This is a genomic window from Aeribacillus sp. FSL K6-3256 (genome assembly GCF_037965805.1).
In the GTDB taxonomy this organism is placed as follows: Bacteria; Bacillota; Bacilli; order Bacillales; family Aeribacillaceae; genus Aeribacillus; species Aeribacillus composti.
On record NZ_CP150188.1, the window covers coordinates 2,358,354 to 2,379,899 of the forward strand.

Consider the following 21,546-nt stretch of genomic DNA (forward strand, 5'->3'; position numbering starts at 1 on the left):
TGTATCACCCCAACTACAGTATATATGTTTCATAATTCGTGTAGCGATCAATGCATTGTTTCGCCTTCATCCGGTCTTCATCCGACTGAAAGCTGATGCGCAAAACACCAAAAATTTCTTCACGCGTTTCTAAAATTCGAATATTTGTTATGCTAATTTCCTCTTTTGCTAAATAACCGGTAATTTCAGAAATAACCCCCGGATAATCCGGAACATCGACATAAAGGTCATAAAAGGACGGAATGGCTCCTTTTTCCCTTTCAGGCAATCCGTCTCGATATGTCTTCGCTTTTTCAAAATATGTATAAAGCTGTTCTTTATCGAGCTTCTCAATGAATTGTTTAATTTGCTTCATTTCTTGAATCCATTCATCAAATAACTCGATTAATACATCATGGTTGTGAACAATAATATCGCGCCACATAACCGGGTTGCTTGACGCAATTCGGGTAATGTCGCGAAATCCTCCGGCCGCAAGCCGCTTAATAATTGGAAACATTTCTTCTTTCTTTTCTGCCTGATGGACGAGGCTTGCCGCGATTAAATGCGGAAAATGGCTAATGACCCCGGTAATGGAATCATGTTCTTCAGGTGTCATGACAATAAATTGCGCTTTTGTTCCCTTTAAAAGCTTTTTTAATTGTTCTATTTTTTCCGGACGTTCGTTGCTGCCAGGCGTTAAAATATAAAACGCATTTTCAAATAAATGAGTTTTCGCTGCCGCAACGCCTGATTTATGTGAGCCCGCCATTGGGTGACCGCCAATAAATGTTACTGTTTTCGGTAAAGAAAAGCTCGCATGATCGACAATTTTTTTCTTTGTGCTGCCGACATCAGTGATAATGACTCCTTCTTTCAAGCTTAGCTCTCCCAAAAACGTTAAAACGTTCAATGTTTGTTCAACGGGAGTTGAAATAATAATAACGTCCGCTGATTCAGCGCCTTCCTTAATAGATTCTGCTGATTGATCAACGATTCCCAATTTTTTTGCCATTTGCACTTGATCATTTTTTATATCATATCCGACCAATTGAACCGATGGATGTTCTTTCTTAATTGCACGTGAAATCGATCCGCCGATTAAGCCAAGACCAATGATAAAAACTTTTTCCACAAAAAACCACCTGTTTCTGCTTTTTGGTAAAAAAAGAGGTGAGCGTTCACCTCTTTTAGGAAAGTAGTTCCTTTAAAGTTTGAATCAGTGCTTCATTTTCCTCTTCTGTTCCGACAGTAATTCTCAGCGATGTCGGAAATCCGAGAGCTTTTCCTGACCGGACGATGAATCCTTTTTCAAGCAGCTGTTGAAAAAGCTCATCCGCATCCCTTTGAAAATCTATTAAAATAAAGTTCGTTTGCGAAGGGAAGTACTCAAGACCAAATTGTTCACAAAAATCATAGTATTGTTTGAGCCCTTCCCGGTTCAATTTTTTGCAGGTTTCGATAAAAGTTTGATCGTTTAGCGCTGCAATAGCAGCCTTTTGTCCAAGACGATTTGTATTAAAAGGTTCCCTTGCCGGCTCAATTAAGCGGATGAGTTCTTCATTTCCAATTCCATATCCTACTCGGAGTGCAGCTAGGCCGTATGCTTTTGAGAACGTCCGTAAAATTAATAGATTTGGAAATTGATCCAATAAGGCGACTGAATTCGGATAATCTTCCGCCGTCACATATTCGTAATACGCTTCATCAGATACGACAAGGACATACTTCGGCACTTTTTTTAAAAAATTAATAAGCTCTTCTTCACTTATGTAAACTCCTGTAGGGTTATTCGGATTGCATAACCATACAATTTTTGTTTTGGAATCAATAGAGTCTGCCATTTTATCCAAATTGTGCCGACCATCTACAAGTTCAATTTCGCGAATTTCGGCATTTTCGATCACCGCATTATGCCGATATTGGGAAAATGACGGTGACGCCATTACGGTATTGAAGCCTTCGCTCAAAAGTGAACGTGACAGAATTTGTATAATATTATCTGATCCGTTTCCGAAAATGAGCTGATTTTCTTTTACGCCTACATGCTTTGCCACCTGTTTTCGCAGCTCTGCACTATAGCCGTCAGGATAGATCGCAAGAGATTCAAGCTCTTCTTGTATCGCTTGTTTCACTTTATCAGAACAACCGTACGGGTTTTCGTTTGATGCAAGTTTGATCACCTTTGTTAGACCAAACTGTTCTTTTACTTGTTCAATTGGTTTTCCAGGTTCGTATGGCTTCAGCGACTTTAACTGTTCTTTTACCTCCAACCTTAACACCTCTTTCATCCCCTAATGGAGCAAACCGTTAATAAACCTTTCAAATTCCTGTAACCCGCTCTGTTTTGTATTCGCATTTGTGAGAAGCGGAATAAGCTTTTCAATTTGTTTAACAATCGCACTGCCCACAACGACGCCGTCACTTATTTTGAAAAATTTTTTTACATGCTCATTCGACGAAATGCCGAACCCGACAGCCACCGGAACTTCCGCATACTTCTTTACATGAGAGATAAAATCAGAAACGCGCTCATCAAATGATTGGCGTTCACCAGTCACCCCGAGAGATGAAACACAATATAAAAATCCTGCGGCGTTTTCAGCAATTTTTTTTATTCGATTGTAGGAAGTGGGAGCAACCATAGAGATAAAATAAATCCCATGCTCGTCACATTTTTTTCGCATCCATCCGCTTTCTTCGAACGGGAGATCAGGAATGAGAAGTCCTTCTAATCGATTTTTCTCCATTAAAGTAAAAAAGTATTTTTCTCCTAATTGTAGCACAGGATTGAAATAAGTAAAGAGAATGATCGGAATTTTTAAACCTCTTTCTTTCATTTTATATGCTAATTCCATCGCCTTTTCAATATTCATTCCATTTCTTCTTGCCCGGATGGATGCCTGTTGAATAACGGGGCCGTCAGCAAGCGGGTCCGAATAGGGAACGCCAAGCTCAATGGCTGACGCCCCGCATTTTTCTAAAGTAAGGGCGAGATCAATGGTCAACTCTTCATTCGGATCTCCAGCTGTAATAAAAGGAATAAAAAGCTTGTCAAACTGTTGAAACATGCTTTTGTTAGAAACCATTTTCAACTCCCCCTTTCGTTTTCATCAAAGTGTGAACATCTTTATCGCCCCGTCCGGACAAACAAATTAAAATTGACTGTTCATTTGATAAAGTTTTTGCTACTTCAATTCCTTTTGCAACGGCATGAGCAGATTCAATTGCGGCTAATATTCCTTCTGTTTTCGCCAATGTTTCGAGTGCTGCAATCGCCTCTTCATCTGTCACAGATTCATAAACGACACGCCCTATTTTTGCTAAATAAGCATGCTCCGGACCGACACCCGGATAATCGAGGCCGGCAGAAATCGAATAAGGCTCAATAATTTCACCGTATTGATTTTGCAATAAGTACGTCATCGAACCGTGAATAACGCCTTTCGTCCCCTTTGTAATTGTTGCCGCATGTTCACCCGTTTCCACTCCTTTTCCTCCTGCCTCCACTCCAATAAGCTTTACATCTTCTTCTAAAAACGGTGTAAACATCCCGATCGCATTGCTTCCTCCGCCCACACAAGCTATGACAACATCCGGCAGCTTGCCAAACTCGTTGAAAAACTGCTCTTTCGCTTCATCTCCAATGATCCGCTGGAATTCTCTTACCATCATCGGATATGGATGCGGACCGACAGCTGAGCCCATTAAATAAAAATGGTCTTCACAATGCTGAACCCAATATCGGATCGCCTCATTCACAGCGTCTTTTAATGTTTTATTTCCGCTTGTAACAGGCACTACTTCAGCACCTAGCAGCTGCATCCGAAAAACGTTGAGGCGCTGTCTATCGATGTCTTCTTCTCCCATAAATACTTTACAGTCCATGCCAAATTTCGCAGCGACAGTTGCTGATGCTACACCGTGCTGTCCGGCACCTGTTTCAGCAATAAGCTTCTTTTTTCCCATTCTTTTCGAAAGAAGCGCTTGACCAATAGCATTATTGATCTTATGGGCACCAGTATGGTTGAGATCCTCCCGCTTTAAAAAAATGTTTGCTCCCCCGACATGTTTTGTTAATTGGTCTGCAAATGTTAAAGCGGTCGGTCTGCCGGAATATTTTTGCAGCATTTGATGATATTGCTGTTGAAAAGAAGAATCACTTAATGCATCCTTTAATGCTTCTTCTAATTCATACAACGGCTTCATTAACGTTTCTGGTACATATTTTCCTCCAAATTCTCCAAATCTGCCATATTCATCAGGATATTTCATCAGCCTTTCACCTTCTCTATTAATTTTGCTATTTTTTCGACATCTTTTTTTTCATTTGTTTCAACACCGCTTGCAACATCAATGTTTTCAGCGCCTTTTTCAAGCAGCTCTGTTATGTTTTCAGGTGTAATGCCGCCCGCAATAAAACAAAGCTTCCGGTGATTTTTCGCCCATATTATATAATCAGACACATTTGACCAGTCAAAAGCAACGCCTGTTCCGCCCCACATTCCTTTCACACGGCTGTCAATCACATATCCATCCACCCAACGCGAAAATTTTTCCATTTCCTCTATCACATGTTCATGATGAGGAAGAGCTTTCCAAACAGAAAGACCGAACTTTTCCTTTACCTGTTTTACAAATTCTTCATCTTCATCGCCATGCAGCTGTATGCAGTCTAATTCGACCGCTGCTAGCACATCCTCTAAAAATTGAATCGTCGGATGAACAAATACGCCTACTAGTTTTGGACGCATTTCTTTTGGAAAAGCTTCCATCCACCTGCCGACATCATTTGCCTTCACCTGCCGTCTGCTTTCAGAGGAAAAGATAAAGCCGATATAATCGGCTCCTTGATTGATGGAAACGGCTGTATCTTCAAATGTGCGGTTGCCGCAAATTTTGACGAGTCTCACTTTACACTCTCCTTAAACAGCTCATAAATTCCTTGTTCCGGATCTTTTTTCCGCATGAGCGCCTCCCCGACAAGCACGCCTTTTGCTCCATATTCATACACCGTTTGCAAATCTGCCATCGTGCTTATGCCGCTTTCACTGATCAATAAAATATCTTTCGGCACATATTTTTGAATCGTTTCCAGATGATGAATATCCGTATGAAAGGTTGTTAAATCCCTGTTGTTCACCCCTAATATATTCGGCACAAATATGTCTAGTATTCTTTCAAGAGTCTCGACAGAATGGACCTCCACCAGCACATCCAGCTCTAAGCTGACCGCTTCATCCCAAAGCTCCTTTAATTTTTTGGGCGGAAGAGCCTCCCCGATTAACAAAATGGCATCCGCTCCGATCCATTTCGATTCATACACTTGCTTTTTATCGATAATAAAATCTTTGCGCAAAACAGGAAGTTTCACCTTTTCTTTAATTTCAGACAAAAATGCGGTTGATCCTTGAAAAAACTTTTGATCGGTTAAAACAGATAAGCAGTCTGCCTTCCCTCTCTCATATTTTTTTGCAATATCGACAGGATCGAAATCTTCACGAATGACACCTTTGGACGGCGATGCCTTCTTCACTTCCGCAATGAGCCCAAGAAAACGGTTCGGGTTTTGAAGAGCATCGAAAAATGATCTTTTTTCGAATGTTTTTTGGTCTAATTGCGTCAAATCAAGCTCTTTCACTTCTTGTTCTTTAACTCTTATGATCGTATCAAGCATAGCTCTCTTCCTTTCGGATGGCCAATCTCTTTAATTGCTGATAGGCGGTCCCGTCTTTTATGGCTGTTAAAGCCATCTGTACCCCTTCAGAAATGTTTTTTGCTTTTCCTGCTACGTAAAGAGCTGCAGCCGAATTTAATGCTACAATGTTCTTCACGCTTTCATTTCCTTTATTTTTCAGTACTTCCTCTATCATTTTAGCACTTTCTTTAGCATCTGAGACTTGTATTTCTTCAAGCTTCCCTCGATTCATTCCAAATTGCTCCGGAGAAATCGTATATTTTGTTATGTTCCCATCTTTTAGTTCTACGACATCCGTTTCATCACTGATCGAAATTTCATCCAATCCGTCCCTTCCTGATACTAACAGCACATGCTCTGAACGAAAATGTTTTAATGTTTCAGCCATTTTCTCCGCATGCTCCAATGATGAAACGCCAAGCACTTGTCGTTTTGTATTGGCCGGATTAGCCAGCGGCCCGAGCAAATTAAAAATCGTTCGGAATCCCACTTCTTTTCTTGCTTTGGCAACATGCTTCATCGATGAATGATAGAGAGGAGCAAACAAGAAGCTCATATTCGTTTCTTCCAGGCTTCTTCTTGCTTCTTCAGGCGTTGTTTGGATTGGGATGTTTAAACATTCGAGCACATCAGCGCTGCCGCTTCTTGAAGAAACAGCGCGGTTTCCGTGTTTTGCGACTTTCACTCCCAACGATGAAGCAACAATGGCAGATGCGGTTGAAATGTTAAAAGTTGATGCTCCATCTCCGCCCGTTCCGCAAGTATCAACTGCATTTTCAAATCCTTCAAGCTGAGTCATATTTTCCTTCATCGCTTTCACAAATCCCGTCATCTCTTCGACCGTTTCGCCGCGAAATCGTAAAATAGTGATGAGACTGGCAATTTGACTGTCCGGAACCTTTCCTTCCATGATTTTTTTCATAATATCTTCTGCTTCAGATGCTGAAAGAGTCTCACCATTAATGCACTTCTCCAATATATGCTTCATGCCCTCTTCCTCCCTTTTTCTAAAAACAATTGTTCTGCTAATTCGATCGTTTGAATGAGCGCACTCGCTTTGTTTCTTGTTTCTTCCCATTCTTTTTCAGGAACAGAATCGGCAACGATCCCAGCCCCCGCCTGGACATATGCCTTCTGATTGCTCAGCATGATCGTCCGAATTGTGATGCATGAATCAATGCTTCCATCGAAGCTGATGTATGCAACAGCCCCCGCATAGCTCCCCCTGGCAGTCGGCTCCAGCTCATGAATAATTTCCATCGCGCGTATTTTGGGGGCGCCTGAAACGGTTCCGGCAGGAAAAGCCGAAATTAACGCATCAATCGGATGAATGCTTTTTCTCAATTTTCCTCTCACTTTTGAAATGAGATGGATAACATGTGAAAAATAAGCTGCATCCAGAAGTACAGGTGTTTTGACCGTCCCGTATTCAGCAACTCGGCCGATATCATTTCTTGCTAAATCAACAAGCATATAATGCTCCGCTAGTTCTTTTTCATCCTGCAGCAATTGGCGAACGAGTTTTCTATCTTCTTCCTTTGTTTTGCCCCGCTTTCTCGTGCCGGCAATAGGATGAATTTCAACATAATCGTCGCGAACATGAATCAATCTTTCCGGTGAACTGCCGATAAGCTCTTGGTTTGACAGTTTTATATAAAATAAATAAGGGGAAGGATTGATAATTCTTAAAATTCGATATAATTGCAGACCGGTTACCGATACTTGTTTTTCAAAGCGCTGCGAAAGAACTCCTTGAAATATATCGCCAGAACGTATATATTCCTTCATTTTTTCAACATGATGCAAAAATTGTTCTTTTGTATAATTCGATTCAAATCCGGCGAAAGAAACCGGTTCTTTGTTTGACGGGATGAAAATATTTCCTTCCGGCTTGACGTTTTTTAATTCATTGCGATATTGAAAAATGCGTTCCTTTCCCGCTTCAAATATTTGCTTCAGCTCTTGTTCGCTTTCGTTTCCTTCTAGCTCTCTATAATGAATAAATGTCAGCAGTTTTTCCTTGTGGCTATATGCAATGACCGTTTGGCAAATGACCAGTTCACATACAGAATGGGTTCTGTCAGCATGACGATGAGCTGGAATCTTTTCAAATAGGCTGACCGCATCATAATCGATTTTTCCGACAGCTCCGCCTGAAAACGGCACATCGATCGCCACTTTTTTTACATTGAAGCTTACCGTCATTCTATGAAACAATGCTGATAACGAAACATCTTTGTCCATGACCATCTGTTTTCGATTTTGCAGCTGGAACGTTCCATTTTCTTCCTTGATAAAATACATCGGCTCAAGACCGATAAACGAGTAGTTGGACCAGTTCGACTCGCTGTCATTGCTTTCTAAAATATAACAAGCATCGGTTTGCAGCGTTTGAAATATTTGAATAGGTGTCAGCATATCGACATGATATTGCTCGATAATGGGAACCGTCTTATATTTGCGGCAATCCTGCAAAAAATCTTGAAAGGTTGTTGCCATTGAAGTACTCACTCCTCCAAAGTATTTGGAGAATGAGTCATAGAGGATCGTTTTTGAGGGATGAAATTGATAATAAAAATGCCCAAAAACATTACGTTTTTGGGCAGTCGATCAATCTATCTTCCTAAACCACTCATCTATTACTTCCTCGACTCATTCTCAACTACCCTTAACTAAACTCAGCTCATTTCAGGTCATATAAAAACTTTCTTATTCGCCATATTATCGGATACAGCATTATTTGTCAACAAGATCCGGTCGTAAAATTTTCGCCTTCTCTAAATAAACATGGCAAATATCGTTTTGGGCGGCTTCTGTATTAATATGCATCATCACCCTTACGCATTTCTCAAGGGCGCCTTCAACAGCTATTTCCTGCATGCATGTCACAGGAACATATTTCCAGCCTTCAATATTTCTTAATGCTTTTGCAGGGAAGCAGGCATTTAAATCATTTGTCGCCGAAATAAACACGGAAGCTACTTGTTCAGGGGCAATGTTGTTTAATCGAATCATCTCCCTTAAGAGCCTCTCCGTGCTTTCAACAATCTGTTCTTCATTATTTTCCGAAACGGTGATGGCCCCTCTAACACCTCTTATCAAACGCATCCCTCCGTTCTCCACTCATTAAGAAATGAATATAATGTATGCGTGTCAAACGTCTTAAGTACCGGATTGCCGATATCCTCGAGAAGCACAAAACGAATCTGGCTATGTACCGTTTTTTTGTCTTTTTTCATTCGTTCGAGAAGCGATTCGGTTTGAATAGTTTCATCGATTTTGACAGGAAAGCCGATTTCGTTAAACCAATTTTTGATTGATTTATATTGAAAATCTTTGCGGAATATCTTTTCACTCAGCCATAGAGCAAACAGCATGCCGCATGCAACGGCATCTCCGTGGGAAATCTTCCCGTAACCTAACTCCGCTTCGAGCGCATGGCCGAGAGTATGACCGAAGTTTAAAAACGCCCTTTTTCCCGTTTCTCTTTCATCTTCAGCGACAAATTCTGCTTTCACTTCAATTCCCTTTCGTATAAACCATTGCAGCTGTTCGCTTGTTACATGATTCAACGAATGGATCGTTTTCATTAAATTTTCAACAAATGAACGATCATTGATGAAGCCGTGCTTCACCACTTCTGCAAATCCTGAGCGGATTTCTAGAAGAGGTAGTGTTTTTAAAAACTGTGTATCATAAATAATGGCATGAGGCTGATGAAAAGCCCCGATCATATTTTTTCCGAGCGGATGGTTAATGGCCACCTTTCCCCCGACAGCACTGTCATGAGCCAAAAGGGTCGTCGGCACTTGAATGAACGGAATTCCTCTCATAAATGTTGCAGCTACAAAGCCTGCTAAATCACCCACTACACCGCCGCCAAAAGCAATGATCACGGATTCTCTGTCCAGATTGTTTTCTAAAGCAAAGGTCAAGCATTTATAGTACGTTTCAAATGATTTAGACTGTTCGCCGCTCGGAACAACACATGTCAATACGTCCAAATCAAATGCTTTTAATACCGACTCTAATTTTCCGCCATACAGATCCTTGACTGTTTGATCAGTAATGATCAAAATTTTCGAAGGATTATTGCAAACAGACAGAAGCCATTCTCCGACATTATCGATAATTCCGTCTCCTAAAAAAACTGGATACGAGCGACTTTTCGTTTGAATCATCATCTGTTCCATTAAAATTCCCTCGCATATTGTTTCATACGTTCGATATTTTCCCGAATAAGGTCAATGCGATCAAGACCAAACTGTTCAACGATCGCTTTGGCTACTTCCCATGCAACAACTGCCTCCGCCACAACACTTGCAGCCGGGACTGCGCAGCTGTCCGATCGTTCAATGCTCGCCAAAAAAGGCTCTTTCGTATCAATGTCAACGCTTTGCAAAGGTTTGTACAGTGTTGGAATTGGCTTCATGACTCCTCTGACGACGATGGGCATGCCGGTCGTCATGCCGCCCTCAAAGCCTCCCAGATTGTTTGTTTTGCGATAGTATCCTTTCTCTTCGCTCCAAAGGATTTCATCATGAACTTCGCTGCCAAAACTCCGTCCCGCTTCAAATCCCAAGCCGAATTCAACCCCTTTAAACGCGTTGATGCTTACGATCGCTTGCGCTATTTTGGCATCCAGCTTTTTGTCCCAATGAACATAGCTGCCGACACCAGGCGGCATTCCTTCAACAATCACCTCAACGATGCCGCCGATGGAATCACCCTTTTCTTTTGCTTCGTCGATCGCCTTCATCATTTGCTGAGCCGCATTTTCATCTAAACAACGCACAGGTGAGTTCTCTGTCTTTTCCTTCAACTCAGCAAGCGTCGAATAGTCCAATTTTTGCGCACGGACACCGCCAATTTCAATGACATGTCCTGCCACTTGAATACCGAGTTCAGACAAAATTTTCTTCGCAACAGCTCCTGCTGCCACCCTGACAGTTGTTTCCCGGGCAGAAGAGCGTTCAAGCACGTTGCGCATATCACGATGTCCGTATTTGATCGCCCCGACTAAGTCGGCATGGCCTGGGCGAGGTCTCGTAATTTTTCGTTTCATTTCCGCTTTCTCCGATTCGGAAATCGGCTCTGCCCCCATAATTTTCGTCCAATGGGCAAAGTCTTTATTTTCTACAACTAGCGCTATTGGTGATCCTAGCGTTTCGCCATGGCGCACTCCGCCTAGTATTTGCACCTGGTCTTTTTCGATTTGCATTCTTCGACCGCGGCCATAGCCTTTCTGTCTTCTTGCAAGCTCAATATTGATGTCTTCTTTCGTTAGAGGAAGCCCTGCCGGAACTCCTTCTATAATCGTCGTTAATTGCGGGCCGTGAGATTCCCCTGCTGTCAAATATCTCATACTAGCAAACTCCTTCCCATAACACTTTAACGCTTTTATGCTTTTATGCTTTTACGTAACTATACCATAAGATTTTTTGTTTGAATAGAAAGATCTTTGCTATTGCTACAATCGTGTATAAAAAAACGTTTCGATCGTTTTTAATCCATATTTTTCCGGAGTGAAAATTTGCTCTGTGCTGCCAACAAATAAAATCCCGTTTCGTCTAAGCGAGTTGCTGAATTTTTCATAAAGCTCTTTTTTCGCAGACTCAGTAAAATAAATGAGGACGTTTCGGCATACGATCAAATCAAAATCTGTTTCAAAGCGGTCTGACAGCAAATTATGCTTTCTAAAAGTAACCGAGCGTTTAATGTCTTCTTTTACATGATAGAAAGAGCCTTCTTGCTGAAAATAATTAGTTTTATATTCAAGAGGTACTTCTTTTAGCGATCTTTCCGGATAAATTCCAATTTGTGCTGTTTTAATCGCTTGTTCATCTATATCTGTGGCTAATATATATGAGTCTTTCAATAGCGAATTTTGTGCTAAAATCATCGCAATTGTGTAAGGTTCTTCTCCCGTTGAGCAGGCAGCGCTCCAAACCTTTATATGTTTTTTACCATTCAGCAAACGCGGAAGCAATTTTTTTTCAAGGATGTTCCAGCGCTGATAGTTGCGAAAAAATTCAGAAACATTAATAGTCATCCGATCTAAAAACAGATTGTATAAACATTTATCCTTTTCCATCGCTAAAAAAAACTCGTGAAAGGATTGAAAGCCTTTTTTTTCATACAATGATTTTAATCTTCTTTTCATTTGAGTCTCTTTATATAACGACAGGTCAATCCCGCTTTTTCTTTTTATCTTTTCGATAAATGCAACATAGTCCTTATCTGTCACTTTCCGATCTTCCCCCGAATGTAATGTAGAAAACCCTAATCAAACCATTGTTTGATTAGGGTCAGATGTTAATAGATCCATGCATCAATTTCACGGTCATATTCTACAAGCTCTTCAGCTTTAAAAAACAATTGAATTTCCCGCTCAGCGCTTTCAGGTGAATCAGAACCGTGAATTACATTCTTCCCTACTGTTAAACCAAAATCGCCGCGAATTGTTCCAGAAAGGGCATCCTTTGGATTGGTTTTTCCCATCATTTGACGGGCAATTTCGATTGCATTTTCGCCTTCCCAAACCATTGCAAAAACCGGTCCTGAAGTGATGAATTGAACGAGTTCATTGAAAAAAGGCTTTTCTTTATGTTCTCCATAATGCTGCTGGGCCAATTCTTCAGAGATTTTCATTAATTTTGCACCGATAAGCTTCAGCCCTTTTTGCTCAAATCTTGAAACGATTTGTCCAATCAGCTGCCGTTGTACACCATCAGGCTTTACCATTAAAAACGTCTTTTCCATCAACACATCCACCTCGAAAATTTCTTTATGTATAAGTACAAAATCCACAAGAAAATAGTATCATTATTAAAGCGGTTACGCAAACTAAAATTTCCTTTTTCCAATATATTTGGCAATATTGTATAGCGAAGTTCGCGCTTTCCCGTGCTTGAGGCCTTCCAATTGATGAAAGCTCTTCTGCAAATAGCGGTCACTAATATTCATCGACTGTTCGATTGCTCTTGATTTTTTAATTTCATAAATAATCGGCTTGATTTCTTCAGCAGTTGTTTGATTATTGATTTTGACAATTTTTTTTCTTAATTCTTCATTTTGCATGGCAAACAAAACAGGAAGGGTAATGTTTCCTTGAAGTAAATCGCTCCCAACTGGTTTTCCAAGCTCTTCTTCCGTAGAGGTAAAATCTAAAAGATCGTCAATAATTTGATACGAAATTCCAACATAATAACCGTACAAATAAAGCTTTTTACAAACGGATTCTGGAGCGCCGGAGGCAAGAGCGCCCAATTGGCAGCTGACAGCAATTAATAAAGCTGTTTTTCTTTTAATTCGTTTGACATACGTCCGATAAGACTGATCAAAATTGTATTTATCGTTGATTTGTTCGATTTCTCCTAAACAGAGTTCAACAAGAGCTTTCGAAAGAACTCGGTGAATAAGCGGCTCGTCCAGCTCTGTTATGATTTCAAGAGCCCGTGCGAATAAGTAATCTCCAACATACATGGCAATGCGATTGTCCCATTTTGCATTAACTGTTGGTTTTCCTCTTCGCAGCTCAGCATTGTCGATGACGTCATCGTGTACCAATGAGGCGCTGTGAATCAGCTCTAAAGCGACGGCAACCGGTTTCATACGGTCAATGTTATAATCTCCGAACATTCCTGACAACAATACAAAAACAGGGCGAATCCGTTTTCCCCCTGCTTGAAGAAGATGAATCCCGGCTTCACGTATTAACGGATCTTTTGTTTGTACGGAAGACAGCAATTCATTTTCAATCACTTCAAGGTCTTTTGTTAAAAAGGAATAGAATGATTTTAACTTCATTTATTTCACCTTTGTTTCCAATTTCGGTTTATAACCTAAGTGCATTGCTGCAACACCGCCTGTAAATGGCTTCACTTCTACATTTATAAAACCAGTTTGCTCGAACATTTTTTTCAGCTCTTTCATGCCAGGAAATTGACGCGCGGACTCCTGCAGCCAAGAATATTCTTCATAGCTTTTAGCAAATATCTTGCCGAATAAAGGCATGATAAAGCGAAAATAAAAATAGTAAAGCTGTTTGAAGCCAATCAAGGTCGGCTGTGATGTCTCCAAACAAACTACCATTCCTCCGGGTTTCAATACGCGGTACATTTCCGATAGAACCTGCATATAATCAGGAACATTTCTGAGGCCAAACCCGATGGTCACATAATCAAACTCGTTTTCAGGAAACGGCAAATCCATCGCATTGCCGTGAATAAATGAAATATTGGAAAATTGTCTTTCCTTTGCCTTTTCCTCACCGATGCTTAACATATTTTGGCTAAAATCAAGTCCTATGACCTTTCCGTTTTGCCCGACTGCTTCCCCGAGCGCAAGCGTCCAGTCCCCCGTTCCGCAGCAAACATCGAGTGCGTAGGAACCTTTTTTCACATTCATTCTCCGCATCGTTTCTTTTCGCCATGCAATATGACGATTAAAGCTGATCACAGAATTCATCCGGTCATAATTTTTATAAATTTTTTCAAATACGCGGTGCACACGTTCTTCTTTCGATTGCTGCATTTTTTAACCTTCCTCCACTATCATATGCGAAAACCGTAATACATGAATTCGGTTCATAATAAATTGTTTTACGGCAGGCGAATATTTCAGACTTTTTTCCAACAGTTTATTAATTTCCCAGAAATAATGATTGCAGCATTCTATGAAAGTTCCAACTAAATCAATCGGGCTTTTAGATTTCTTTTGAAATTGTGTTAAAACGGACTGGCTATTTTTATCGTATTTATGTTTTTCTTCACATAAACGTTTATATGTTAAATATGTTTTGGAAATTTCCGGCCACGTCTCAATTTGAAAATGCTCTCCGATCCGTTGAAATAACGCGGTTTCCACAATGACGATGCTTTCGACTATTGCTTCAATCGACTGGCAGCTTCGGTCGTAAAGACGAATTTTATGCTCATTAATTTCTTTAATCGCGGTTGCAAGCGCACGAACCATTTTCAAGTCTTGAATTTCAGAAAGAATAAAATAATATAGTCCGCTGAAATAATCACCTGCAATAACATTTAATTGTCTTTCAACAAAAAGCTTCCTATTTTCACATTCCGTTGTCGTTACTAAATCATGGGTATCAAGGGCTGATTGAACAAGCATGGCGGTCACAACATATTTTTCCTTCTTTTCATCTGCTATTTCCGCTTCTTCAAAAAGCGCGTAAAACAGTAGCAGCTTGTCTTCATCAATTACAGGCTTTTGAATATATTGTTTAAACACAGGATGTGAAAAATATTGGTCTAGCGAACGTTTTATTTGCTCCAGCTTTTGATAGATTTCCATCATTATCACCCTTGTCCCCCATATATCTAAACTAACATTAACAAATTTTATTATATCATAACCACATTTTTTCATTCAGGCTTTGTCGAAAAAGTAAAAGCAGAAATCCTGCTTATTTTCTCTCGCCGCTCTCAATCTCTCCATAGCTTGTTTGAATAAGCGCCTTGCCGCGAATTTTAATGGCAGAAGTGTGTTCCGTAAATTGAGCTATCATTACTTCTCCTTTGTCAAGCTTTTCGGAATGGTGGAACCTAGTATCGGAACCTCTTGTCAAACCAATCACATTGACGCCATCTTCAATTGCTTTAATAACCACATAATCATTTTGATTCGGATTCATCTATCAACACCTACCGTTTATTTTTTTATTAATGACAGCACTTCGCTTCTTGCCGCAGCATCATTTAAAAAACATCCTCTGACCGCTGACGTTACAGTGATTGATCCAGGCTTTTTCACTCCGCGCATTGTCATGCACATATGCTCCGCTTCAACAACGACCATCACACCGTGAGGATCCAATGATTCGACTATGCTGTCGGCAATCGTTGACGTAATCCGTTCTTGCAGCTGTGGTTTTTTTACAACCGCTTCAACAGCGCGGGCTAGTTTGCTTAGTCCAGTCACTTTGCCGCCTTTTGGTATGTATGCAATATGTACTTTACCGAAAAAAGGAACTAGATGGTGTTCGCACATTGAAAAAAATTGAATATCCTTTACTAAAACAAGCTCTTCATGATCCTCTTCAAATACGGTTTGAAAATATTCTTTAGGATCCTGATCTATACCTGAAAAAATTTCCTCATACATATTGGCAACCCGCTTAGGTGTATCAGCCAATCCTTCCCTATTAGGATCCTCCCCTATAGCTTCTATAATTAAACGTACTGCCTGTTCTATTTGCTCTTTATTAATTTTTGGCATACTCGGCTCCTCCTATTGTCATTCATTCATACCGATTCTAGCACAATTAATGAAAAAAAAGCAAAATGAAGCTTCCTTTCCCGCAAATAGAACAGAAAACTTTTCTGAACAATCTCGCCTAAATAGGAAAAGCCCCAAAAAGGGGCTTATTCTGTGAAGAAATGCAGCGAGCATATGTAGTCGCTACTCATTTCTTAATTGTGTGCGTTCATTTCATTACTTGCCAGCAACTGCATCTTTAAGAGCTTTGCCTGGTTTAAACGCAGGCACTTTGCTTGCCGGAATTTCAATTTCTTCACCAGTTTGAGGATTGCGACCTTTGCGCGCTGAACGCTCACGCACTTCAAAGTTTCCAAAACCGATGAGTTGAACTTTGTCACCTTTTTTCAAAGATTCTAAAATTGTATCGAAAACAGCATCTACAGCTTTCGTTGCATCCTTTTTGGATAATTCGCTAGCTTCTGCTACAGCGTTGATTAATTCTGTTTTGTTCATTTAATGTTTCACCTCCTCCCAAAAAAGTTTCATGAAAATCCAGCTATTATACATTTCTTCACAGCTTTTAAGAATTCTATACATGCAACAACAAGAAGTTGGTGACTAGCTTATCATAAATGAAACAATATTTCATTTCAACAGTTTTTCATTTTCAAATTGGTTGCAAAGGATGATTCATCCTTATGAGAGAAGAATTTCTGTAAAAAGATTATCATAACAATAATGGCAGAATCAAGCACAATTCTATTAATTTCAGTCATTTTTCAATCGATTTGGCAAAAAGTTCGCCAAAACAATAGGGGGAGACTGCATGAGCAGTCAACCCTTCCATCATTTAAAAACGCATCTCCCACATATTTCCGTTTTCAAAGCGCCGAATTTTTTTTCTTTTCGTATGTTTAAAATCCCTGCTGCCGCTTGTTTTTTATGCTTGCTGTCGTGGCTTCTTCTCCGGCTGCCGCTTGTTTTATCCGATCTTCTTCTTCCTTCAGGTTCTTGGAAATAAAAATGTTTCAACCCTTTTTCTCCCCCGCTATGAAATGCTTCTTTCATCACTTTTTCGGAAATCACTATTCTGCCCTCCCCTTTTATTTTGTATAGCATCTGTGTCTTTACATTAATTCGTTTGGACTTTTAAATCGTTAAAAAAATGTGCGTTTACCAACAGTGGCATGTTTTATCCACATTCATACTATTTAAATGAAAAACAGTGAAAAGAGGGATCAAATGGAAAAAGACTTGGAGAAAATTTCCTTATACATTCATCCGAAAGATTTTCTTTTTTTATGAAAAAATAAATGGGATGAAGACGGAGTTCCCGTCATGGTTTATTTAGGGAAGAAGAAGATCGATGGGGATATAATGTATCGTGGCTCTCATACTAGGAAAGCGAAAAAAATCTTTTTTTATAAAATATTACCGTCCTTCAAAATACAATAACGAAAAGGAATTTCATTTAAATGCGGAATATTTTGATCCTTCACTGATTCGCAATAAGCTTTCTTATTATTTTTTCGACCGCATAGGAGTATACGTCCCCGAAACAAAATTCACCCTTTTATCGATCAATAGAATCCATCAAGACATTTATTTACGCCTTGAATCCGTCAATGAAGATTTTTTAGCAAAAAGAAAACTGCCTAAAGGCCCAATTTTTTATGCAATAGATGGTGATGCTAATTTTTCGTTTTACAGCGATTTAGACCAAAAGGTAAAAAAAAGCTTATCACAAGGATATGAGCTAAAATACGGGGAAAATGACGATTTTAGTAAGTTCGAACAATTTATTTATTTTGTTAATACAAGCACTTCGTCCCAATTTTCTGAAGAAATTGAACAATCTTTAGACGTGGAGCAATATTAAAATGGCTGACAGGTGTTATTTGCACACAAAATTACGATGGTTTTGTTCACAATTACGCACTTTACTTTCATGGAGAAACAAGCCGTTTTCATATTATTAAGGTGAATAGAGGCGGTCCTGAAAGCAAAAGCGGTTTGCTGCTTGATGTAAAAACTGATTATTTGTCCCTCTATTTATTCGAATCAAACAATGTTGTTTACTACCAATTGAAACACATTAAAAGCATTACAGAAAATTCTAAGACAAATTTCAAACCTTTACAATTGGAAGATGTTGAACAAAACGCTTCGAAAAGCGACAGCTTCCGCCACCTAATAAAATTATTTCAGTACGAATACCTTCAAATTCGGTTTTTTCGCTAAGTTGTTTAACCTTTTTAAAAAAATGATGTGTCTTTTCAAAGGCCGGAAAACGCAGGGCAGAACTTCTTGTCAAAAAAAACTTAGACGGCACAACCAACACAATAAATTAGTTGTGCCTTTTCCATTTCTCTTCAATAGTGTTTAAATATTCATTTGGTTCTTTTTTGAATCTTCTTTGTTTTATATGCTCGCCAATACGTTGTTCCCATTTATTCGCTTCAGTTTTATATGCTGAATAATTAACATTTTTTATCATTTGTAGCCCTTCCTGTTCATTAGAGACATTTTCTACAAATACAATGTTTTCACCGTGTCGGATAATATATCGATTCCAAGTCCGACTACCTGTGATTCTTCGGTGTTTTTGCTTTATTCTTCTAAAAAAGAGTTCTAAATCATTATTCGTTCTCGGTATAAGTGGATAATCATAAAAGGTGAAAAGTCCTTTCCAAAATCCTTTACTATACTTTAATAGGTTCTCTACAAACGGTTGATCTTCTTTCCGATTGAGCTCTTTTTCCATTTGGTTTTAAATATTGCTTCAATCTGTTTTCGACCCAAAAACTTGTTTTATTCTCAGAAGGTTCCATAATGGTGGCAATCCTTTTAAATCGTGTATCCCAACGTTTTACGAGTTGATAATCTTCCTTATAGTTATCCACATTTCTGACTATTCTGAACAACTTTTCAAGTAGAGGAGTCCCCTTTTTTATCCAGGCATTTTTCAATCGAATCTTTAATCGCATTCGTTCGTTCAAAAACACAAGTGCCTGGTAATTCGAATGGTGGCTTACCATCTTCTAGAAGAACGGATCGAATAGCCGCAATATAGTCACTTGCTACCTCTTCTTCTATGTTTTTAGATGGAGAATTTTCAATTTTTCTTTCAACTTCCCTTATTCCCCTTAGCTTCTTTTTGATATTCGTTTTTAGTTTTCTATCTTTTTCAACTAATGGTTTGGCTATGTCTTTAAAGTAATGAAACTGACAATATTGATACGGAATATCTGGAGCTATTTGTTCAATTGCTAAACGAATGGATTGTTGCCCATCACTGATAAAACCTTGGATTGGATAACCCCAGTCTAAAATGGGTTGAATAATACCTATCAGTTCTTGAGAAGCACTGCTTTTTAAATTATGTGCAGCTAAAATAGTACCACTAAGAACTTCACGGATGACATACAATGTTTCGTTACCTTTTTCGGGTTGGACACCATCAATAGATAAGACAAGTCCTCCATGTTCTTTCACAATATTTTCTAATGTCTCTTTCATATTTTCTTTAACGCTTGCCCGCAGTAATAACGCATATCTTTCATAAAGTTTCTGTACTTGCCTCTCAGAAATTTTCACTTCTTTTTCCGATAATATAGTAGCTATCTCAGATCGAGTCTTATGTTCTTTAAACCGTAAATATCCGATATATGCGATGACATCCATTCCATAAGTAATGTGCTTCATACTTAATTGTTCGGCTTCAGCTGAACGATATACGGTGTCATTAGAACAGGAGTTATTCTCACATCGGTATCCTAGATTTATGATTTTAAATTCACCTTTTAGGGTAGAAATTGTTTTTCTCCAAACAGGGTGACAGTATACTAATTTATTACCACATTCTGGACAATTAGTTATCTCGGGTCTAAAGTATTTTGATTCGATTGGATTTAATCTATTTTTGGTACGCATAAATAATCACCAACTTAAATAAAATTCAGGTCTATTATAACCTAAATTTAATGTTGGTGTTATTTATTCCGTCTAAGAAAAAAAACAGGGCTCACTCGTTTGCCCCTTGTGAAAAAAACAACGGCCAAAAAACCGTTGTTTTTGACCTTTTGATCTTTTATAATATGATTGCTATGAGCCCGCCTGACCCCTCGTTGATGATTCTTTCCAATGTTTCTTTTAATTTGTAGCGGGCATTTTCAGGCATCAACGACAATTTTGCCTGTATTCCTTCTCTGACGATCGAGCTTAAGCTTCTTCCGAATATATCGGAATTCCATATGGACAAAGGATTTTCTTCAAAATCTTGCATTAAATAACGCACAAGCTCTTCACTTTGTTTTTCTGTGCCAATGATCGGTGCAAATTCAGATTCAACATCTACTTTAATCATATGAATGGAAGGTGCGACTGCTTTGAGCCGGACGCCGAATCTCGATCCTTGGCGGATAATTTCCGGTTCATCCAGACTCATATCTGATAAAGCCGGTGCTGCTATGCCGTAACCTGTCTGTTTTACCATTTTTAAAGCATCGGCTACTTGATCGTATTCCGCCTTAGCGTGTGCAAAATTTTGCATGAGCTCAAGCAGATGATCCTTCCCGCGTATTTCAACACCGACAACTTCTTTTAAAATTTGATCGTACAGCTCATCCGGCGCAAACAAATCGATCTCCGCAATCCCTTGGCCCATTTGAATACCAGCTAGTCCAGCCCGCTCAATAAAATCATACTCACTGAACTGCTGGACAACTTGATTGACATCACGCAGACGTTTGATATCTTTTACTGTTTCTTTCACCGTTTCTTGATAGCTCGTGCGAAGCCAATGATCTTCTCTCAGCACCATCACCCAGCTGGGCAAATTCACATTGACTTCCAAGACAGGAAATTCGAAAAGCGCTTCTCTCAATACATTCGTTACATCAATTTCCCTCATGCTTTCCACGCTCATAGCAAGAACTGGAATATCATATTTTTCATTTAATTCTTTTCTTAAAGCCTCCGTATCCGGATGATGAGGATGCACAGAATTAATAATCATAATAAATGGTTTTCCGACTTCTTTTAACTCTTCAATTACTCGTTCTTCCGCTTCTACGTAATCTTTTCTAGGAATTTCGCCAATTGAACCGTCTGTTGTGACGACTACACCAATTGTTGAGTGGTCTTGAATAACCTTGCGGGTGCCAATTTCCGCTGCTTCATGAAACGGGATCGGCTCCTCATACCATGGAGTGTTGATCATTCTCGGCCCATTTTCATCTTCGTATCCCTTTGCACCAGGCACTGTATATCCTACGCAATCTACTAATCTTATATTGACATCAAGGCCTTCATCAACATGGACGGTGACCGCTTGATTCGGGACAAACTTTGGCTCCGTTGTCATAATGGTTTTGCCTGCTGCGCTCTGAGGGAGCTCATCTTGAGCACGTGCTTTATCCGCTTCATTTTCAATATTGGGAAGAACAACTAATTCCATAAACTTTTTTATGAATGTTGATTTACCAGTTCTAACTGCACCAACGACCCCTAGATAAATATCGCCGCCAGTTCGCTCTGCAATGTCTTTGAAAATATCTACCTTTTCCAAGTGATTCCCTCCCGACTTTCAAGTCTTATAACATCCATACATTTACAATTCTTTAGTCATTACATATTTATGATGTTGT

The 21,546-nt window shown here is 39.4% G+C and carries 24 protein-coding genes; 1 reads left to right on the forward strand and 23 read right to left on the reverse strand.

Annotated features, from left to right (window positions below; all coding sequences use genetic code 11):
- Positions 1 to 13: 13 nt before the first annotated feature.
- The 20 genes from NSQ84_RS11265 to NSQ84_RS11360 all read right to left on the reverse strand — a co-directional run bounded on the left by NSQ84_RS11265 (position 14) and on the right by NSQ84_RS11360 (position 16,984).
- Positions 14 to 1,114 carry a prephenate dehydrogenase gene (locus NSQ84_RS11265; protein WP_327873671.1) on the reverse strand — a complete coding sequence of 367 codons (1,101 nt, stop codon included), beginning with the start codon at positions 1,112 to 1,114 and terminating at the stop codon, positions 14 to 16.
- 55 nt (positions 1,115 to 1,169) lie between these two features.
- Positions 1,170 to 2,252: a histidinol-phosphate transaminase gene (gene hisC, locus NSQ84_RS11270; protein ID WP_327873677.1), complete on the reverse strand. Its 1,083-nt coding sequence runs from the start codon at positions 2,250 to 2,252 to the stop codon at positions 1,170 to 1,172.
- Positions 2,253 to 2,273: 21 nt separating this feature from the next.
- On the reverse strand, positions 2,274 to 3,050 hold the full coding sequence (gene trpA / locus NSQ84_RS11275) for a tryptophan synthase subunit alpha (protein WP_117016823.1): 777 nt from the start codon (positions 3,048 to 3,050) through the stop codon (positions 2,274 to 2,276).
- 7 nt (positions 3,051 to 3,057) lie between these two features.
- Positions 3,058 to 4,257 (reverse strand): tryptophan synthase subunit beta, encoded by a 1,200-nt coding sequence (gene trpB, locus NSQ84_RS11280; RefSeq protein ID WP_117016814.1) that lies wholly within the window; start codon positions 4,255 to 4,257, stop codon positions 3,058 to 3,060.
- Complete coding sequence (locus NSQ84_RS11285; RefSeq protein WP_117016815.1) at positions 4,254 to 4,892, reverse strand: phosphoribosylanthranilate isomerase; 639 nt, start codon at positions 4,890 to 4,892, stop codon at positions 4,254 to 4,256. The genes trpB and NSQ84_RS11285 overlap by 4 nt, the downstream gene beginning before the upstream one ends.
- Positions 4,889 to 5,656 carry an indole-3-glycerol phosphate synthase TrpC gene (gene trpC / locus NSQ84_RS11290; protein WP_327873672.1) on the reverse strand — a complete coding sequence of 256 codons (768 nt, stop codon included), beginning with the start codon at positions 5,654 to 5,656 and terminating at the stop codon, positions 4,889 to 4,891. The genes NSQ84_RS11285 and trpC overlap by 4 nt, the downstream gene beginning before the upstream one ends.
- On the reverse strand, positions 5,649 to 6,665 hold the full coding sequence (gene trpD, locus NSQ84_RS11295) for an anthranilate phosphoribosyltransferase (protein WP_063388580.1): 1,017 nt from the start codon (positions 6,663 to 6,665) through the stop codon (positions 5,649 to 5,651). Before trpD ends, trpC begins: the two co-directional genes overlap by 8 nt.
- A complete protein-coding gene (gene trpE / locus NSQ84_RS11300; RefSeq protein WP_327873673.1) occupies positions 6,662 to 8,176 on the reverse strand; it encodes an anthranilate synthase component I in 1,515 nt (504 codons plus the stop codon). Before trpE ends, trpD begins: the two co-directional genes overlap by 4 nt.
- Positions 8,177 to 8,413: 237 nt before the next feature.
- A complete protein-coding gene (gene aroH, locus NSQ84_RS11305; protein WP_063388656.1) occupies positions 8,414 to 8,779 on the reverse strand; it encodes a chorismate mutase in 366 nt (121 codons plus the stop codon).
- On the reverse strand, positions 8,776 to 9,870 hold the full coding sequence (gene aroB, locus NSQ84_RS11310) for a 3-dehydroquinate synthase (protein WP_327873674.1): 1,095 nt from the start codon (positions 9,868 to 9,870) through the stop codon (positions 8,776 to 8,778). Before aroB ends, aroH begins: the two co-directional genes overlap by 4 nt.
- Positions 9,870 to 11,042: a chorismate synthase gene (gene aroC, locus NSQ84_RS11315; protein WP_063388583.1), complete on the reverse strand. Its 1,173-nt coding sequence runs from the start codon at positions 11,040 to 11,042 to the stop codon at positions 9,870 to 9,872. The genes aroB and aroC overlap by 1 nt, the downstream gene beginning before the upstream one ends.
- 105 nt (positions 11,043 to 11,147) lie before the next feature.
- Complete coding sequence (locus NSQ84_RS11320; RefSeq protein ID WP_063388584.1) at positions 11,148 to 11,924, reverse strand: protein-glutamate O-methyltransferase CheR; 777 nt, start codon at positions 11,922 to 11,924, stop codon at positions 11,148 to 11,150.
- Between the two features lie 68 nt (positions 11,925 to 11,992).
- A complete protein-coding gene (gene ndk, locus NSQ84_RS11325) occupies positions 11,993 to 12,439 on the reverse strand; it encodes a nucleoside-diphosphate kinase (RefSeq protein WP_063388585.1) in 447 nt (148 codons plus the stop codon).
- Between the two features lie 84 nt (positions 12,440 to 12,523).
- Positions 12,524 to 13,486 carry a heptaprenyl diphosphate synthase component II gene (gene hepT / locus NSQ84_RS11330; RefSeq protein WP_063388586.1) on the reverse strand — a complete coding sequence of 321 codons (963 nt, stop codon included), beginning with the start codon at positions 13,484 to 13,486 and terminating at the stop codon, positions 12,524 to 12,526.
- The gene (locus NSQ84_RS11335; RefSeq protein WP_063388587.1) at positions 13,487 to 14,212 is read right to left on the reverse strand and encodes a demethylmenaquinone methyltransferase; all 726 of its coding nucleotides are present in this window, start codon (positions 14,210 to 14,212) and stop codon (positions 13,487 to 13,489) included.
- 3 nt (positions 14,213 to 14,215) lie between these two features.
- A complete protein-coding gene (locus NSQ84_RS11340) occupies positions 14,216 to 14,992 on the reverse strand; it encodes a heptaprenyl diphosphate synthase component 1 (RefSeq protein WP_339211910.1) in 777 nt (258 codons plus the stop codon).
- A 112-nt stretch (positions 14,993 to 15,104) separates the two neighbouring features.
- The gene (gene mtrB, locus NSQ84_RS11345) at positions 15,105 to 15,332 is read right to left on the reverse strand and encodes a trp RNA-binding attenuation protein MtrB (RefSeq protein WP_063388589.1); all 228 of its coding nucleotides are present in this window, start codon (positions 15,330 to 15,332) and stop codon (positions 15,105 to 15,107) included.
- A 17-nt stretch (positions 15,333 to 15,349) separates the two neighbouring features.
- Positions 15,350 to 15,916 (reverse strand): GTP cyclohydrolase I FolE, encoded by a 567-nt coding sequence (folE, locus tag NSQ84_RS11350; protein WP_063388590.1) that lies wholly within the window; start codon positions 15,914 to 15,916, stop codon positions 15,350 to 15,352.
- 216 nt (positions 15,917 to 16,132) lie between these two features.
- Positions 16,133 to 16,411, reverse strand: a complete 279-nt coding sequence (gene hbs / locus NSQ84_RS11355; RefSeq protein ID WP_063388591.1) for a non-specific DNA-binding protein Hbs — start codon at positions 16,409 to 16,411, stop codon at positions 16,133 to 16,135.
- Between the two features lie 333 nt (positions 16,412 to 16,744).
- Entirely contained in the window at positions 16,745 to 16,984 is a 240-nt protein-coding gene (locus NSQ84_RS11360; RefSeq protein ID WP_327873675.1) for a hypothetical protein, read from the reverse strand.
- A 298-nt stretch (positions 16,985 to 17,282) separates the two neighbouring features.
- Here NSQ84_RS11360 and NSQ84_RS11365 point away from each other — a divergent pair, with 298 nt between their 5' ends.
- Complete coding sequence (locus NSQ84_RS11365) at positions 17,283 to 17,777, forward strand: CotH kinase family protein (protein ID WP_327873676.1); 495 nt, start codon at positions 17,283 to 17,285, stop codon at positions 17,775 to 17,777.
- A gap of 468 nt (positions 17,778 to 18,245) precedes the next feature.
- Here the strand turns inward: NSQ84_RS11365 and NSQ84_RS11370 are convergent, their stop codons facing one another.
- The 3 genes from NSQ84_RS11370 to spoIVA all read right to left on the reverse strand — a co-directional run bounded on the left by NSQ84_RS11370 (position 18,246) and on the right by spoIVA (position 21,467).
- The gene (locus tag NSQ84_RS11370) at positions 18,246 to 18,662 is read right to left on the reverse strand and encodes a hypothetical protein (RefSeq protein WP_339211913.1); all 417 of its coding nucleotides are present in this window, start codon (positions 18,660 to 18,662) and stop codon (positions 18,246 to 18,248) included.
- A 164-nt stretch (positions 18,663 to 18,826) separates the two neighbouring features.
- Positions 18,827 to 19,831: a transposase gene (locus NSQ84_RS11375; protein WP_152642860.1), complete on the reverse strand. Its 1,005-nt coding sequence runs from the start codon at positions 19,829 to 19,831 to the stop codon at positions 18,827 to 18,829.
- 157 nt (positions 19,832 to 19,988) lie between these two features.
- On the reverse strand, positions 19,989 to 21,467 hold the full coding sequence (gene spoIVA / locus NSQ84_RS11380; protein WP_063388595.1) for a stage IV sporulation protein A: 1,479 nt from the start codon (positions 21,465 to 21,467) through the stop codon (positions 19,989 to 19,991).
- Positions 21,468 to 21,546: the final 79 nt, after the last annotated feature.

Coding starts and splice junctions, on each gene's coding strand:
- trpD (WP_063388580.1), bottom strand. CDS start 6,665: ATGAAGCATATATTGGAGAAGTGCATTAATGGTGAGACTCTTTCAGCA.
- NSQ84_RS11340 (WP_339211910.1), bottom strand. CDS start 14,992: ATGGAAATCTATCAAAAGCTGGAGCAAATAAAACGTTCGCTAGACCAA.
- mtrB (WP_063388589.1), bottom strand. CDS start 15,332: ATGAATCCGAATCAAAATGATTATGTGGTTATTAAAGCAATTGAAGAT.
- aroB (WP_327873674.1), bottom strand. CDS start 9,870: ATGGAACAGATGATGATTCAAACGAAAAGTCGCTCGTATCCAGTTTTT.
- hepT (WP_063388586.1), bottom strand. CDS start 13,486: ATGAAGTTAAAATCATTCTATTCCTTTTTAACAAAAGACCTTGAAGTG.
- folE (WP_063388590.1), bottom strand. CDS start 15,916: ATGCCAAAAATTAATAAAGAGCAAATAGAACAGGCAGTACGTTTAATT.
- ndk (WP_063388585.1), bottom strand. CDS start 12,439: ATGGAAAAGACGTTTTTAATGGTAAAGCCTGATGGTGTACAACGGCAG.
- trpA (WP_117016823.1), bottom strand. CDS start 3,050: ATGTTTCAACAGTTTGACAAGCTTTTTATTCCTTTTATTACAGCTGGA.
- hbs (WP_063388591.1), bottom strand. CDS start 16,411: ATGAACAAAACAGAATTAATCAACGCTGTAGCAGAAGCTAGCGAATTA.
- aroC (WP_063388583.1), bottom strand. CDS start 11,042: ATGAGATATTTGACAGCAGGGGAATCTCACGGCCCGCAATTAACGACG.
- NSQ84_RS11335 (WP_063388587.1), bottom strand. CDS start 14,212: ATGCAGCAATCGAAAGAAGAACGTGTGCACCGCGTATTTGAAAAAATT.
- NSQ84_RS11370 (WP_339211913.1), bottom strand. CDS start 18,662: ATGGAAAAAGAGCTCAATCGGAAAGAAGATCAACCGTTTGTAGAGAAC.
- trpC (WP_327873672.1), bottom strand. CDS start 5,656: ATGCTTGATACGATCATAAGAGTTAAAGAACAAGAAGTGAAAGAGCTT.
- trpE (WP_327873673.1), bottom strand. CDS start 8,176: ATGGCAACAACCTTTCAAGATTTTTTGCAGGATTGCCGCAAATATAAG.
- NSQ84_RS11375 (WP_152642860.1), bottom strand. CDS start 19,831: ATGCGTACCAAAAATAGATTAAATCCAATCGAATCAAAATACTTTAGA.